At 30.5% G+C, this 15,411-nt stretch carries 16 protein-coding genes; 4 read left to right on the top strand and 12 right to left on the bottom strand.

Going from position 1 to position 15,411, the window contains the following annotated elements:
- A partial coding sequence (locus QNK89_RS07030) for a HAMP domain-containing sensor histidine kinase (RefSeq protein ID WP_340170309.1) occupies nt 1-756 on the top strand: 756 nt, incomplete at its 5' end.
- 4 nt (nt 757-760) lie between these two features.
- Nucleotides 761-1,465: a response regulator transcription factor gene (locus tag QNK89_RS07025; protein WP_340170308.1), complete on the top strand. Its 705-nt coding sequence runs from the start codon at nt 761-763 to the stop codon at nt 1,463-1,465.
- Between the two features lie 95 nt (nt 1,466-1,560).
- Here the strand turns inward: QNK89_RS07025 and miaA are convergent, their stop codons facing one another.
- From miaA to QNK89_RS06985, 8 genes are all read right to left on the bottom strand, one after another.
- Nucleotides 1,561-2,490 (bottom strand): tRNA (adenosine(37)-N6)-dimethylallyltransferase MiaA, encoded by a 930-nt coding sequence (gene miaA / locus QNK89_RS07020; protein ID WP_340170307.1) that lies wholly within the window; start codon nt 2,488-2,490, stop codon nt 1,561-1,563.
- A gap of 9 nt (nt 2,491-2,499) precedes the next feature.
- On the bottom strand, nt 2,500-3,360 hold the full coding sequence (locus QNK89_RS07015; protein ID WP_340170306.1) for an ion transporter: 861 nt from the start codon (nt 3,358-3,360) through the stop codon (nt 2,500-2,502).
- Between the two features lie 377 nt (nt 3,361-3,737).
- Nucleotides 3,738-3,902 (bottom strand): hypothetical protein, encoded by a 165-nt coding sequence (locus QNK89_RS07010; protein ID WP_340170305.1) that lies wholly within the window; start codon nt 3,900-3,902, stop codon nt 3,738-3,740.
- A complete protein-coding gene (locus QNK89_RS07005) occupies nt 3,899-5,263 on the bottom strand; it encodes an exonuclease domain-containing protein (protein ID WP_340170311.1) in 1,365 nt (454 codons plus the stop codon). Before QNK89_RS07005 ends, QNK89_RS07010 begins: the two co-directional genes overlap by 4 nt.
- A 15-nt stretch (nt 5,264-5,278) precedes the next feature.
- Nucleotides 5,279-5,950 (bottom strand): YggS family pyridoxal phosphate-dependent enzyme, encoded by a 672-nt coding sequence (locus QNK89_RS07000; RefSeq protein WP_340170304.1) that lies wholly within the window; start codon nt 5,948-5,950, stop codon nt 5,279-5,281.
- Nucleotides 5,951-6,019: 69 nt separating this feature from the next.
- Nucleotides 6,020-7,258, bottom strand: coding sequence for a DUF1015 domain-containing protein (locus tag QNK89_RS06995; protein ID WP_340170303.1), 1,239 nt, complete (start codon nt 7,256-7,258; stop codon nt 6,020-6,022).
- A 79-nt stretch (nt 7,259-7,337) separates the two neighbouring features.
- Nucleotides 7,338-8,228: a 3-hydroxybutyryl-CoA dehydrogenase gene (locus QNK89_RS06990; protein ID WP_340170302.1), complete on the bottom strand. Its 891-nt coding sequence runs from the start codon at nt 8,226-8,228 to the stop codon at nt 7,338-7,340.
- A 147-nt stretch (nt 8,229-8,375) separates the two neighbouring features.
- Nucleotides 8,376-9,335 carry a Gfo/Idh/MocA family oxidoreductase gene (locus QNK89_RS06985; protein WP_340170301.1) on the bottom strand — a complete coding sequence of 320 codons (960 nt, stop codon included), beginning with the start codon at nt 9,333-9,335 and terminating at the stop codon, nt 8,376-8,378.
- 157 nt (nt 9,336-9,492) lie between these two features.
- Between QNK89_RS06985 and QNK89_RS06980 the strand changes: the two genes are divergently transcribed.
- Nucleotides 9,493-10,134, top strand: a complete 642-nt coding sequence (locus tag QNK89_RS06980; RefSeq protein ID WP_340170310.1) for a protein-L-isoaspartate(D-aspartate) O-methyltransferase — start codon at nt 9,493-9,495, stop codon at nt 10,132-10,134.
- Between the two features lie 42 nt (nt 10,135-10,176).
- Entirely contained in the window at nt 10,177-10,425 is a 249-nt protein-coding gene (locus QNK89_RS06975) for a hypothetical protein (RefSeq protein WP_340170300.1), read from the top strand.
- 177 nt (nt 10,426-10,602) lie between these two features.
- Here the strand turns inward: QNK89_RS06975 and QNK89_RS06970 are convergent, their stop codons facing one another.
- From QNK89_RS06970 to smpB, 4 genes are all read right to left on the bottom strand, one after another.
- Nucleotides 10,603-13,071 carry a DUF5686 and carboxypeptidase regulatory-like domain-containing protein gene (locus tag QNK89_RS06970; protein ID WP_340170299.1) on the bottom strand — a complete coding sequence of 823 codons (2,469 nt, stop codon included), beginning with the start codon at nt 13,069-13,071 and terminating at the stop codon, nt 10,603-10,605.
- A 112-nt stretch (nt 13,072-13,183) separates the two neighbouring features.
- Nucleotides 13,184-13,996 (bottom strand): S8/S53 family peptidase, encoded by an 813-nt coding sequence (locus tag QNK89_RS06965; RefSeq protein ID WP_340170298.1) that lies wholly within the window; start codon nt 13,994-13,996, stop codon nt 13,184-13,186.
- Between the two features lie 136 nt (nt 13,997-14,132).
- Nucleotides 14,133-14,804, bottom strand: coding sequence for a hypothetical protein (locus tag QNK89_RS06960; protein WP_340170297.1), 672 nt, complete (start codon nt 14,802-14,804; stop codon nt 14,133-14,135).
- Between the two features lie 7 nt (nt 14,805-14,811).
- Nucleotides 14,812-15,270 carry an SsrA-binding protein SmpB gene (gene smpB, locus QNK89_RS06955; protein WP_340170296.1) on the bottom strand — a complete coding sequence of 153 codons (459 nt, stop codon included), beginning with the start codon at nt 15,268-15,270 and terminating at the stop codon, nt 14,812-14,814.
- Between the last annotated feature and the right edge of the window lie 141 nt (nt 15,271-15,411).

The following is a 15,411-nucleotide window of genomic DNA, read 5'->3' as shown; positions in this document are numbered from 1 at the left end:
TTCACATCTATTATTTTAATAGCTTTTGTAACAGCATTAAAACAGATAATGAAACAACGTAAAATCTCTGAAATTAAAACAGATTTTATAAATAATATGACGCATGAGTTTAAAACGCCAATAGCAACTATAAATTTAGCTTTAGATTCTATAACGAATCCTAAAATTATAGACGATAAAGAAAAAGTGCATCGTTATTTAAGAATAATACGTGAAGAAAACAAACGCATGCACGCACAAGTAGAAAACGTCTTAAGAATATCTAGTCTTGAAAAAAATGAGCTAAATATTAGTAAGGAAGGTATTAGTTTACACGACTTAATAGAGGATGCTATTTCTCACACAGAATTAATTGTTGAAGACAGACAAGGACACATAGAAACAGAATTAATGGCTACCAAATATTGTATTCTGGCTAACGAGACACATTTTACAAATGTATTAGTAAACATGTTAGATAATGCTGTAAAATATTCTCTAGATGCTCCCAAAATTACTGTAATAACAGAAAATATAGGAAACAGTATACTAGTAAAGATTAAAGATGAAGGTAGCGGAATGAGTAAAGCTGCTTCTAAACGTGTTTTTGAAAAATTTTATAGAGAACATAAAGGAAATATACATAACGTAAAAGGTCATGGCTTAGGCTTGGCCTATGTAAAAAGAATTGTAGAAGACCATAGTGGTCACATATCAGTAACAAGTGAAAAAGAAAAAGGAAGCATTTTCACAATTAAGCTTCCATTAATATTGTAATATTATGGACGAACAAGAAAAAAAAATATTATTAGTAGAAGATGATCCAAATTTTGGAACTGTTTTAAAAGATTATTTAATGATGAATGACTACGCAGTTGTCCACGCTAAAAATGGTATGGAAGGCTTCGAGAAGTTTAAAAAGGACGATTACGATCTTTGTATTTTAGATGTAATGATGCCTTATAAAGATGGTTTTACTCTTGCAAAAGAGATAAGAGAAAAAAATGCCGATGTGCCAATTATTTTCCTAACTGCAAAAGCAATGAAAGAAGACGTACTTAAAGGCTACAAAGTAGGAGCAGACGACTACCTTAATAAACCTTTTGATAGCGAAGTGCTTTTAATGAAAATTAAAGCAATAATAACTAGAAAGGCTACAGAAACTGTAGCAGACAGTAAGCAGTTTGAATTTAAAATTGGAAACTTTGATTTAAATTCTAAATTACGTTTCTTAACTTATAAAGGTGGTGAACAAGTAAAGTTGTCGCCAAAAGAAAATGAACTACTGCGTTTATTAGCTTTACATGAAAACGATTTAATGCCAAGAGAATTAGCATTAACTAAAATATGGAGAGACGATAATTACTTTACATCAAGAAGTATGGACGTATATATTGCTAAATTACGTAAATACCTAAAAGTTGACGATAAAGTAGAAATACTTAATATACACGGGGAAGGCTTTAGGTTAGTTGTAAATGCTTAACATCTAAAACGGAACCATAAAAAAGCCTAAATCTATAAGATTTAGGCTTTTTTTATTAAATCTTAAAAATAATATTAGAGTTTTAAGATCAATAATTATTCTGTTTTATCCTTTTTAAACTCTAATGATATAGCTTCGATTATAGTCTCCAACCTAGTATTATAATCAAACCACAAAGTCTTCTTATCGCGCTTAAACCATGTAATTTGGCGCTTAGCAAAACGTCTAGAATTTTTTTTCATTTCTTCAATAGCAAAATCTAGTGTCCATTCACCTTTAAAATAATTAAAGAGTTCTTTATAGCCAACTGTGTTTAGAGCATTAAGATCTTGTTGTTCAACTAAAGATTTTGCTTCTTCAAGTTGTCCGTGAGCCATCATAATATCTACACGTTTATTAATACGATTATAGATGGTTTCTCTTCCTGCAGTTAAACCAATAGTTATGGTTTTAAAATGACGCTTATTTTTATCTTTATTTAAAAATGAAGAATATGGTTTGCCGCTTCCAATACATATTTCTAAAGCACGTATAACACGTTGTGGATTATCTATTGCAATAGTATTGTAAGACTCTATATCTAATGACTTTAATTGTACTTGAAGTGATTCTAGACCGTTCTCTTTTAGTTCTAAATTCAAGCGTTCTCTTACGTTTTTATCTACTTCAGGAAAATAATCTAATCCTTTAGTAACCGCATCTACATATAAACCAGAGCCACCAACCATAATAATAACATTGTGCTTTTTAAATAGTTTATCTAAAGTTGCAATGGCATCTTTTTCGAAAGCACCAACATTATAAGTTTCTTCAATAGATTTATGGTGTATAAAATGATGTTTAGCTTGAGAAATTTCAAATGGAGTAGGAGCTGCTGTACCTATTTGCATTTCTTTGTAAAACTGTCTAGAATCTGCAGATAGTATTTCGGTATTAAAATATTTAGCAAGGTTAATGCTTAAACTTGTTTTACCTATTGCTGTAGGTCCAACAATAGAAATTAGGTGTTTACTATTATAACTCAAAGTGTAAGTTTAGCTTATGTGTAAGTTGTGACCGCAATTATAACAATATTCTGCCTCATCTTTATGTCTTGTAGCGAAGCAGTTTCTGCAAGATTGAGAATTAAGATGAATTTTTTCTGGCTCATCATTATTCTCTTTCTCTTCGTTGTTTACTTTTCTAGTATATTCTGCAGATACTATTCCTGTTGGTACAGCAATAATACCATAACCCATAATCATGATAATTGTAGCGATAAACTGACCTAGAGGAGTCTCTGGAGCAATATCACCAAAACCTACAGTGGTTAGTGTCACTATACACCAATAGACACTCTTTGGAATATTTGTAAAGCCGTGTGCTTCACCTTCTACTAGGTACATTAATGTTCCAAAAATAATTGAAGCTATTATTACTGCAAATAAAAATACAGAAATTTTAGCACGACTGGCTTTAATTGCGGCTGCTAGTTGGTTTGAAGCTCCTAAATATCTAGCTAATTTTAAAATTCTAAAAATTCTTAGTAATCGTAGTGCTCTTAATGCAACTAATGCTTGGCCACCAACAAAAAAGAAGGATAAATATATTGGTATTATAGATAAGAAATCTATAATACCGTAGAAACTGAAAATATATTTAGTAGGTTTTTTTACAGTTATTATTCTCGCAATGTATTCTATGGAGAATAAGATGGTTATAATCCACTCTCCAATATAAAGTGCATTATGGTAGTCCGCATCAATCCAGCTGACACTTTCAAGCATTACTAAAAGAATACTAGCTAGTATAAAAATAAGCAAAATAACATCAAACAATTTTCCAACAGGAGTATCTGCCTCATAAATAATCTCATAGAGCTTATCTTTCCAATGTTGTTTTTTTGTGTTACTCATATTTCAAAAATACTAAATTTTGTCGACCTATTTTTTCTTTAAAATAATTAGTGAATTCTTTTGTAAATCTACAATTGTGCTAAAATACTTTTTTAAGTAAGGATGATAATTCTGATTGTAAATTTTACTAGAGAATAATTGTTGTTATAATCTTCAATAAAAATTTGATCTTTATTTAATTTCTGGATATCTAAAGTTCCATTAGCATTTGTATTAGAAGTTGTGCCTCTTATTTTCATTATTTTTTCTTTACTATCACTATTTTTATATAAATAAATAGAAATATAGGCTTTATAAAAACCATCTCGATTAAAAATTTTGACTTTACGTCTTATTTCGGTTTTTAGTCTAAAATCGTCTGGATCTATGTAAGAGTTTCAATACTCGTAAATTACTAATGCGTTTGCAGTTGAATCTTTACTAAACGTTTTTATGGTTAATTCATCATTAGTTACATTATATCCTGATGCATTAAATTTAGCTTGTGAAAAAGCAATAATTATAAAAAGAATGCAGGAAAGTGTTAATGTGAATTTTTTCATTTAAATTTTAAAATTTTTAAGCGTTTATTTCTACGTAGATAGCTTTGTATTATATGTTGTGTGTGTCTATTATTTTCCATAGGAATAATAATAGATTTTAATATATCTATATTGTTAAGTTGGTGATTTAAATCGTAAAAACCATAACCAGCAAATACGCCATTCTCTATTAAAATAGCACTGTTTTCTCCAACTTCACGACCTCTATCTATAACAATCATATTTTGGTTTTTATAGCTGTATTTCTCTATAAAATCGTTAACTCTATTGTTATATAGTATTGTGTTTTCTTCGTTTACGCAAGCGCCTTCACATTCTTTTAATTCATATTTAAAGCAGCTATTAAGTGTTTTCTCTAATCCAGATAGCTTTAAACATAAAGAATGTGTTTCTACTGCACGATGCAAAAAGTCTTTTGCGCTTTGTCTATTACTAAAAGTAGTAATGTATTTTTTACGACCATCTGCAATATCTATGGTTAAATTAGTATAACCATTGGTATCTATAGAGCTATATAAAGCATGAGAAAACAATGTTTTTCTTAAGGCACGATTAAATATAGGTTTGTTTTGTTTAATCTCATGACTCTCTTTTAAAAGCGCAATAAGCTCGCTTCCAGTAGCATCGTAAGTTACTGTTGCCACTTGTATTTGAATTTTTTTAGATTTTCTATCTGTTCCAGTAAAATGCTGATTAATTCGTTTTTTTATATTCTTACTCTTTCCAATATATATAATTCTACCTTCCTTATTATATATATAATACACGCCTGTTATGGATGGCATAGTAGCAATAATTTCTATAAGTTTTGGTTCTAATTGTAATTTAGGTTCTTTTCTTAAAAATTTTTGAATAATAGTTTTTTCAACATCTTTACTCAATAAGAGTTTAAAAAGTTTAACTGTTGCTAGTGCATCACCAGAGGCTCTATGTCTATCTTTAACAGGGATTCCTAAAGAGCGAACAAGTTTACCTAGACTATAAGACGGTAAATCTGGAATAAGTGTTTTAGCTAATTCTACTGTACAAAGCGTTTCACTATCAAAATCAAATCCTAAACGTTTAAATTCTGTAGTTAATATTCTATTGTCAAACTTTGCATTATGTGCAACAAGTGTGCAGCCTTGCGTAATTTCTACAATACGTTTAGCAATTTCATAAAACTTAGGTGCATTTTTTAACATATTACTGTTAATACCTGTAAGATTTACTACAAAAGGTTGGATGTCTCTTTCAGGATTAACTAGGCTTATAAACTGGTCTACAACTTCGTGTCCATTAAATTTATAAATGGCAATCTCTGTTATTCCTTCCTCATTATACTTACCACCAGTGGTTTCTATGTCTAATATTGCGTAAATGTTGTGTGTTTTTTATTAGTTGTTGTAATTTCTGCTGCCAAAGATACTACTTCCAACACGAACCATTGTGCTACCACACGCAATTGCTAATTGGTAATCACCACTCATTCCCATAGAAATAGTTTCTAGTTTACAGTTTTCTTTTTCTATTACTTTTAAATCTTTAAAAGTAGTTTCTAAAAGCTTGAATTCTTTTTCAATTTGATTTGTATTATCAGTATATGATGCCATTCCCATAGCACCAATAATTTTTATATTTTTTAATTCTGAAAAATCCTGAGATTGTAATATGTCTTGAGCTTCTTTAGAAGACATTCCGAATTTAGAATCTTCCTCTGCAATTTTAATTTGAAGCAAACAGTCTATAATTCTGTTATGTTTTAACGCTTGTTTATTTATCTCTTTTAATAGTTTAAAACTTTCCACACCATGAATTAAACTCACAAACTCAGCCATGTATTTAACCTTGTTGCTTTGAACATGCCCAATCATATGCCACTCAATATCTTTTGGCATTTCTTCATGCTTTTCTGCCATTTCTTGGATTTTGTTTTCTCCAAAAATGCGTTGTCCAACATTGTAGGCTTTCATTAAATCACTAATAGGTTTTGTTTTTGAAACTGCTACTAGTGTAATGTTTTTAGGAAGTGATTGTTTTATGGTATTAAGGTTTTTTTGTATGCTCATATTGCTTTTTGTAGTTTAGTTACTAGTTGTTTCAAATAAACAGCTAAACAAATAATAAATTAACATTTATTAGAATTCATAAATAGTTACACCACTTCTTAGTTTAGGCTCAATATAAGTGCTTTTTGGTGGCATTTTAAGTCCATCGTCTGCAATATGCTTCATTTGTTCTATTGTAGCAGGAACCATACCAAAACCAACTTTAAACTCACCACTGTCAATCTTACTCTTAAGATTTATTATATCTTTTTTTCCACTTAAATAATCGATACGTTTATCGCTTCGTAAATCTATAATTCCTAAAATAGGTTTTAAAATAGTTTGGTAGAGTAGTTGTGCATCTAATGCTTCTAAAGACGAAGTGAATTTGTAATTCGTTTTACGTAAATACAAAGAGTAAAACTCACCATCTAAATACATACTAAAATGATGTGCTTTAGATGGTTTATAAGGCATAATACCTCTGTTTTCTATTCTGAATAAAGTGTCTAATTCATTTAAAAATTCCTCTTTTGTTAATCCGTTTATGTCTTTTACTAGTCTATTAAATTCGTGAATACGTAACTCAGACTCTGGGATTAAAAAACTCATAAAATAATTATAAGTTTCGTCGCCTTTATGCTTTTTATTTTCAGCTTTTAAAGCGTTACAAAGTAATAGGGAAGAAGACGATCTATGGTGACCATCTGCTATATAAATTGTTTCCATTTTTGCAAAAGTATCAATAATAGTTTTTATATGTGTTTCGCTTTCTATTTGCCATAAATAATGAGTATCGCGATAGGTAGTAGTGAATTCAAATTCAGCTCTTTCTTGTTGTATTTCCGCTAAAATATTCGAAATTGAGTTATTATCTGGGTAGGTTAGAAGTACAGGTTCTGCATTAAATCCTACAGTTTTTAAATAGTCTTTAAAAACCGATTCTCTACTCGCTATTGTATCTTCGTGCTTTTTTATAATATCATTCTGATAATCTTCAACATTAGCAGCTGCAACAATACCATTAAAAGTTTGATTGTCCCGATCTACAATTTTATAAATGTAAAAAGAGGATTTTTTATCTTTAACAAAAACACCATCTTCTTTAAATTCTAAATATCTGTTTTTAACGAGTTGATAGCGAGCTTCTCCAGAAATTTCTTTAGCATATTTATAACAAGGATTTACAATATGTAAAAAAGAAAACGGATTGTAATCTAGTCGTGCTTCTCGTTCTGCTTGTGTATAACTTTGGTAAGATCGAGAGGCTACAAGACTCACTTTGTCTCGTGTTGGTTTTACTGCTTGAAACGGAATTATTTTTGCCATGTTATTTAGTTTGCAGTCGCAGTCTCAGTAAACAGTTGAGGACGTTTGCTACTGCGACTGAAAACTTTGACTATAATTTTTATTTTAAAAATTGCTTCGCTACATTCTCAGCCTTTCTACTTTCTGAATAATCGTAAAAACCTTCACCAGATTTAACTCCTAATTTTCCTGCACGTACCATATTTACTAATAGAGGACAAGGCGCATATTTAGGGTTTTTAAAGCCATCGTACATGACGTTTAATATAGACAAGCAGACATCTAAACCAATAAAATCTGCTAATTGTAATGGTCCCATTGGGTGTGCCATACCTAATTTCATAACTGTATCAATCTCTTCAACTCCTGCAACACCATTATAGAGTGTTTCTATAGATTCGTTAAGCATTGGCATTAAAATTCTATTGGCTACAAATCCAGGATAATCGTTAACTTCTGTAGGTATTTTGCCTAAGGTTTTAGATAATTCCATGATTGTATTAGTTACTTCGTCGCTTGTGTTATAACCACGAATAATTTCAACCAATTTCATAATAGGAACTGGATTCATAAAATGCATTCCTATTACCATTTCTGGTCTAGATGTTACTGCTCCAATTTGAGTAATTGATATAGAGGAGGTGTTTGTAGCCAAAATAGTATCTGCTGGGCAAGCTTCGTCTAACTGCTTGAAAATTTTTAGTTTTAAATCGATGTTCTCTGTAGCTGCTTCTACTACTAAATTAGCATCTTTTACTCCTACATTAACATTAGTGTATGTTGTAATGTTTCCTAATGTCTCAGCTTTTTCTACTTCTGTAATTCTTTCCTTAGCAACCATTCTATCTAAATTTTTAGAGATAGTTGCTAATCCTTTTTTTAGTGAGTCTTCACTAATATCTATTAATTGTACTTTAAAGCCTGATTGTGCAAAGGTATGAGCAATACCATTTCCCATTGTTCCTGCTCCAATTACTGCTACGTTTTTCATTTTTTATTGTATTTTATTGCGAGATTTTTAAGTCTTTGCAATCTGTTTGTATTTAAAATTTAAAGTAAATTATGTTATAAAAGCACTTCGTTTAAGCTCGGTATAACATAAAATTAAGTATGCTAACTGAAGACTGCTAACTATTTTCTAAAACTGATCTATAATCATAGTCGCTACACGCAGTGCTTCTGTACCATCGTGTAATGTTACTATTGGTTTTGTGTTGTTGTTTATAACATCTGCAAAGCTTTCTAGTTCATCTAAAATAGCATTATTACTTGGCACCTCTGGATTATCGAAATAAATTTGTTTTTTTATGCCTTCTGCATTTTGAAGAATCATGTCAAAATCTCCAGGCGTTTCTGGAGCATCTTTCATTTTTACAACTTCACACTTCTTCTCTAAAAAATCTACAGAAATGTAGGCATCCTTTTGGAAGAATCTTGTTTTACGCATATTTTTTAATGAAATACGACTAGCCGTTAAATTGGCAACACAACCGTTTATAAATTCTATACGTGCATTTGCAATATCTGGTGTATCACTAATTACAGATACACCACTTGCAGAAACACTTTTTACTTTAGACTGTACAACGCTTAAAATTACATCTATATCATGAATCATTAAATCTAATACCACAGGAACATCTGTTCCTCTAGGATTAAACTCTGCTAGTCTATGGGCTTCAATAAACATTGGGCTGTCTAGTTGGTGTTTAATAGCAATAAAAGCAGGATTAAAACGTTCTACGTGGCCAACTTGAGCTTTTACACCACTTTCTGCTACCAAAGTTCTTAACGTTTCGGCCTCCTCAACAGTGTTAGTAATGGGCTTTTCTATAAAAATATGCTTGCCTTTAGCAATGGCTTGTCTTGCACAATCGTAGTGAGAAAGCGTAGGTGTTACAATATCTACAACATCTACAGCATCTATTAAAGCTTCAAAAGAATTAAAGTATTTATAACCAAATTCTGCTTCTACTTTTTTACCGTTGTCTTCATTAGAATCGTAAAAACCAACAAGGTTATATTTATTAGACTGATTAAGTAATCTTAAATGAATTTTCCCTAGGTGTCCAGCACCTAAAACTCCAGCGTTTAGCATTCTTTATACGTTTTTAACAAAAATAGTTTTTTTACTTACAAATTTCATAGAAATAGCTAACTTTTTAGACCAAATTAACAATAAAATTAAAATTGACTTTTTGCTTTTAAAACGAAGTTTGTTTCATTAATTTTAGCATTCTAAACCATTCATGATTTTGCAAGATACTTTTAAACACAAAGGCTTAAGACAACAATTAGTTACGGTACTAAAAAACAAAGGGATTACAAATACTACTGTTTTAAATGCTATAGGTTCTATACCAAGACATTTGTTTATGGATTCTGGCTTTTTAGATCATGCGTATCAAGATAAAGCGTTTCCTATTGCTGCAGACCAAACCATTTCGCAACCGTTTACTGTTGCTTTTCAAACGGAATTAATGCAAATTAAAGCAGGAGATAAAGTACTTGAAATAGGTACAGGAAGTGGCTATCAAACTGCTGTTTTATGTCTTTTAGGAGCTAAAGTTTTTACTATAGAAAGACAACAAGAACTCTTTAAGACAACAAGTAAGTTTTTACCAAAACTAGGCTATAGAGCGAAGAAATTTATCTTTGGCGATGGTTATAAAGGTTTGGAGGAAGAAGCACCATTTAAAAGTATAATTGTTACTGCTGGAGCGCCATTTGTACCAAAACCTCTATTAGCACAGTTGGAAATTGGTGGTCGTTTAGTAATTCCTGTTGGAGATAATGTACAAATCATGACGCTTTTTGTTAGAAAAGGAGCAAAGGAGTTTGATAAAACCGAGTTTGGCGAGTTTAGGTTTGTACCACTTTTGGAAGACAAGAATTAGTAGATAAATAATATATGTTCAGTTTTTTTAAAAAAAAATATTATGAAATTTTTTTTAATACTATTTCTATTTATTTCTCAGTTTGGTTTTTCTCAAAATTATACTGAATACCATACAGGAAGTACCATAGATATGGTTGTCACTCCAAATTCTGGTGTTTGTTTAATGGGAGGAGTAAGCGAAAGCGACTGTACATCTTATAGTTTGTATCGTTTGTTTGGTCGATACTATCTATACGATATTCCTCAACTAAACTTACGTATTCACAACTACCACCTTCACTTTTTTTAGAGTTGTTACAACCAAACAGAAGAATTGTGATTCCAGTGATTATTAAATAGATATAAATTCTTAAATACTTCATTGTATTAATGTAAATTAAGTATGCGGTTAATATTTTATATCAACTCGAAACGAAGTTAGTTGAAAAGTTTGACAAAGTCAAGTTTCTACTTTTACATGAAGGTATTATAAACTTATCCCAAAAAGCACTGCATCATTAATAAACTCACTTTGGTAAGAGCGCACATAATCTACACGTAGAAATCTAAATTTACCAAAACCTATATTATCAACACCAACAGAAAACTCGCTATACGGTTTATTATCTTGTGTAATAGCAGCATTTACACCTAGTATAAGATTAAAATTTAGCTTATTTAATAATGGAATTTTATTTAATATGTAGCCATTAAAACGGTGTTCGGCATGAAATTCTGCGTAGCTATTATTTGTACTTAATCCGTAATAAGGTAAATTTTTAAACGCGTTTAAGTAAGAACCATCTAGCTTTACATTGGTTTGGTTACCATTAAAATGGTGGTAATCCATAAAAGCAATATTATCTGCGTTAGAGAAGATACCACCAAGTACATTATATTCGAGTTCGCCTTTGTTGCCAAGTTTAACACGTTGTCTTAACCTTGCCTTAAATTGCTCGAAATTATAATTAGAATTTGTTGCTGCAAAACCTTTTTCGTAACCAACGTTCAATGTTGGGAAATTGCTATTAGGAACATTGTATTTTCCGTCAGGATAACTTAAGTAATCTTGCGCAAAATTAATGGTTGCATTTACATTTAACCTAGCAATATTATGTGTATTAAAAGGTGTTGAGGTGAAGTCTGTTTCGTCTAAAGGATTGTTGCTAGTATAAGTATCTCCATCTTCATTTCTTAAAACATAATCTGTGTTATTAAACAGTACTTTTCTACGTTCGAAACCTAGTGTTGAATTTAATCTAAAGCCATTAAAAAGCTCTTGGTAATATTGACCTTGCACAAAACTTCTATCGTAGAGTTTCATGTAATTCTCTTCAAATAGTAAAGTGCTTACTAAATTCTCTGTATTTGAAATTGGGTTAGCGCTATTAAATTGTTCTGTTTTAATTCCTCCAGAAAGCGATATAAAACGATTGTTTATTGGGTTAAATCTAAAACGCGCTGCAACTGTTCCACGCAAGCGATCGTCTGCTTCGCCGTAGTTTAAGTTTCCAGAAATATTAAAATAACGTTTGTATTCGTTTATTTCTTTTGTGTAGCGCATGCCAACACTTCCATTCCAACCTTGTATTGTATTAAAAGTAATTTTCTCTAGTGGAGAACTAATACTAAAACGATAATTTTTATGAGAATTCTGGTAGCTGTAACCTCCTAAGATATCACCAAATTTAAATTTGTTGTTTTTTGTGTCTATAGAATCTAAATATGGTTTAGATTTTCTAATCAATTGCAAGCTGTCTTTTTTTACATAATCCGAAGATTCTTCTAGAGTTAAAGGCACTGGACGTTTTGCATCCCAAAAAAGTGAATCTTTTTTGTTGGAATTTTCTTCAAATGAAAGAATTTCTCTTGAAAAGTTTTTAGCATTAAATTCTGGTGTAAAATCGTAATCACTATATACAGCAGTAAAACGTCCTTCACCATTAAAGCCAAAAAAACCATATTTAAAATCGATTGTTTGTGTAATTAACGCCCAAATATTATCGGTTTCAGAATACGAGAAGCTTTGTTTTAAAGTTAGTACATCTATTGGTAGAATACCTGTGCGTTTACCAGAGATACTAACATCTATGGCGTAAATTAACCATTGGTCTTCCACAATATAAATGTAACCTGAAAACGCAGCATCGTTATCGCGTTTTGGTGTAATAAGTATTTTATTGATGAGGTTATTATTATCATCATAAAAAACACCTTCTAACTTGTATTTGTAATAATTAAATGCATAATCGGCAATTGGTGAGATTGCAGTATTACCAAGATCGAATGTGTTATTGTAAAAGTTGTAATTTACATCTGTAGCGTTATTAAAGCTAAAACCATTAGTATCACCACTTACTTTAGAGGCTAATATTCTTTCTTTTAAGCGTCTGGGTTTTTTGTATTCTATTTTAGAAATAGTTTCAGAAAGATAAATAATTCCAGTTCTTGTTGAATCTGTTAAAGCACCATCAAGATCACCAACGTCTTGACCAAATATTTTTTCTGGAGCATCTACAATTTTAATAAGTCCGCGAGAGTAGAAATCTGCTTTGAATTCACTCATTTTTTCTAAGACATTTTTTCGCTTTGCAATAGTATTTCTAATAATTTGATTTGCCGGATTTTCTTCAGAATTAATTACCACTTCGCTTAAAGAGATGTTTTCTTCTAAAAGTGTAGCATCCAGAACAAAAGGAAAAGTGGTTACTGAAACCGTCTTTTTGAGTGTTTTAAAGCCTAAAAACTGAAACACAATAGTATATTCTCCGGTTTTTTCTAAATCTAATGTGTAATTACCTTCTTCGTTTGTTGTTGTGCCTGTGTAGGTGTTATTAACGTAAACGCTTACAAATGGTAGTGTTTTTCCAGTTTTTGAAGTTACATTACCTGTAATTTGACTATAAGTGAAATTTGCTAAAAGAAAAGAAAGACAGAGTAGTAGATATTTGTTCATAGCTTAGTGTTTGGTTTTAATATTATAGACGCCATTTTTTGTAAAATGGTTGCCTTAAGATCAATCAAACATAAAAAAAATAAACAATTATTATTTTAGATTTAACGCAACTTTAATTAATTATTAGCTTTTTAACGCTTTTGTGGTTCTTAGTTTTTATGGTAACTAGATATAATCCTTTAGATAGATTATTTAATGAAACTGTAGATTTTTTTTGAGTTAATTCTTTTGCTAATACTTGCTGGCCTAATAAATTATGAATCTTAATTGTTGCTTTATTATTAATACCACTTAAGTTAATGTTTACCTGATCTTTTGTTGGGTTAGGATACATTATAAAATTTGAAATATTATTAGTTTTAACACTAAGCGTATTGTCTAAAGCTAACATTGCTGCTTCCATATTAGGTAATGGCCCAATATTAACTCCAGTACTTTGCGCTGTTACTGTATTTATAATTAATGTTCTTAATTCTTGAGAGGTTAAATAATTTCCCGTTTGGGCAAAATAATAAGATTGTAATACTGCAGTAAAACCACCAACTAGAGCAGTTGCAGAACTAGTACCATTAAAACAATAGTTGTAGGTCTGGTTTAAATCATTACCAAAAACTATAGTGTTATTGCAGCTATTTCCTGTAGTTGTTACATTTTGTCCCCAAGAATGCACATTTACACGAGAACCATGTGTTGTATAGAATAAAGGAGAGTGTGTTGTGTTTGCACTTCCTGCTCCAACTATAATTGCATCACTGTCTCCTCTTGCATTGTAGCTATTGTAAAACGTTGCATCTAAATTTTCGCTACCATTTCCAGCAGCTGCAATAATTATAATTCCAGCATCTGTAGCGCTTTTAGTTAAATCCCAAATTGCTTGCTCGTATTCTGCTAAAACAAAATTTCCGTTTTGTCCAAATGTTTGCATTTCGAATATTATAATATCGCCAGCTAAAGCGTTATTAATTGCATTAGAAGTGGCTAAAACTCTATTATACCCATATTCTTCGGTCCATTCTGTATAAAGAATATACTCGTTTGCACCATGAGCTATAATCGCTTACTCAATAAGTGCCTTTGTTTGCAAAAACAATTCCTGCAACACTTGTTCCGTGTTCTGTATATGCTAATGTAGCAGCAGAGTTAATTGTTGTGTTTGGTGAAAGAGAGGCATTGGTATGGTCTAAGTCTTCATGATTTGTGTTAATACCATACTCAACTGCTTTTATATTAATACCAGCACCATTTATGCCATTATTCCATGCATATCTAATATTCATTCCAGGATTAGTTTCAATATAACCTTGACTACTCTCTAAATTTGTAGTAATAGGTGCTATATCGTGCGGAGGCTTAATAGGTGTAATGTTAGCTTGGTAAGCATAAACTAGGTTTGGTATTTTTTTTAAACCCTCTAAAAGATCTTTTGATTCAACATTATTTAAAACAGCTTCTATTCTAAAAATGTTTTTTAAAGTATGGTTGTTTTTTGATTTCTTAGATAATACTTCTATTTGTTTTTTAGAGAAACTATAGGTATTGTAGATTTCAAAATGATAACGATTGTTAAGGTTGTTAATAGCCTCTATGTTTAGTATGCTTTTAGGAGAATCAAACTCTAAGTTTGGACTTAATTTTATATAAAATCTATTTAAGACTTCATTAGTTTGAGAAAAAGAATAAAGAGATACTGTAAAGAAAAGTAAAGCTAGAATGTGTTTTTTACAGAAAAGCATATCATTTTTAATTAAAGTCTTTTTTAATACGTGCTAAGTTACGCTTATTATCACGGTCTTTAATTGTTTCACGTTTATCGAAAAGCTTTTTACCTTTTGCTAATGCAATAACAAGTTTAGCATAACCATTTTCGTTTATAAATAAACGTAATGGTATAATTGTTAAACCAGAATTATTGACTTCTTTTTCAAGTTTTTTTAATTCTTTTCTGTTTAATAATAATTTACGTTGAGCTTTAGGCGCATGATTGTAATAATTACCATAAACATATTCTTGAATAGTCATGTTAATAACAAACAACTCATTTTGTAGGTTAAACTCACAGAAACTTTCGGTTATAGAAGCTTTTCCATCTCTAATAGATTTTATCTCTGTTCCAGTTAAAACAATTCCAGCAGTATATTTATCTAATATTTCGTATTGAAATTTAGCTCTTTTATTAAGTATGTTAATGTTTTTTTGCATCTATTGGCAAAGCTAAAAAAATAGAATTAATCTAGCATTTTAAGTTCATGTTTTATTTTACCATTTGGAATGGTTATTATATACATATGATTGTAGATGCTTTCATCTATTTCATTGTAAACTTCTTTATTAATGATACTG

This window comes from Lacinutrix sp. (assembly GCF_037625555.1).
GTDB lineage: Bacteria > Bacteroidota > Bacteroidia > Flavobacteriales > Flavobacteriaceae > Lacinutrix.
This window is presented reverse-complemented; position numbering and strand designations above follow the sequence as displayed.

Bases quoted from the DNA above. Each gene is read 5' to 3' on its own strand.
- QNK89_RS07025 (WP_340170308.1), top strand. From the start codon at position 761: ATGGACGAACAAGAAAAAAAAATATTATTAGTAGAAGATGATCCAAAT.
- QNK89_RS07015 (WP_340170306.1), bottom strand. From the start codon at position 3,360: ATGAGTAACACAAAAAAACAACATTGGAAAGATAAGCTCTATGAGATT.
- QNK89_RS07010 (WP_340170305.1), bottom strand. From the start codon at position 3,902: ATGAAAAAATTCACATTAACACTTTCCTGCATTCTTTTTATAATTATT.
- QNK89_RS07000 (WP_340170304.1), bottom strand. From the start codon at position 5,950: ATGAGCATACAAAAAAACCTTAATACCATAAAACAATCACTTCCTAAA.
- QNK89_RS06995 (WP_340170303.1), bottom strand. From the start codon at position 7,258: ATGGCAAAAATAATTCCGTTTCAAGCAGTAAAACCAACACGAGACAAA.
- QNK89_RS06990 (WP_340170302.1), bottom strand. From the start codon at position 8,228: ATGAAAAACGTAGCAGTAATTGGAGCAGGAACAATGGGAAATGGTATT.
- QNK89_RS06985 (WP_340170301.1), bottom strand. From the start codon at position 9,335: ATGCTAAACGCTGGAGTTTTAGGTGCTGGACACCTAGGGAAAATTCAT.
- QNK89_RS06975 (WP_340170300.1), top strand. From the start codon at position 10,177: ATGAAATTTTTTTTAATACTATTTCTATTTATTTCTCAGTTTGGTTTT.
- QNK89_RS06970 (WP_340170299.1), bottom strand. From the start codon at position 13,071: ATGAACAAATATCTACTACTCTGTCTTTCTTTTCTTTTAGCAAATTTC.
- QNK89_RS06965 (WP_340170298.1), bottom strand. From the start codon at position 13,996: ATGCAAACATTTGGACAAAACGGAAATTTTGTTTTAGCAGAATACGAG.
- QNK89_RS06960 (WP_340170297.1), bottom strand. From the start codon at position 14,804: ATGCTTTTCTGTAAAAAACACATTCTAGCTTTACTTTTCTTTACAGTA.
- smpB (WP_340170296.1), bottom strand. From the start codon at position 15,270: ATGCAAAAAAACATTAACATACTTAATAAAAGAGCTAAATTTCAATAC.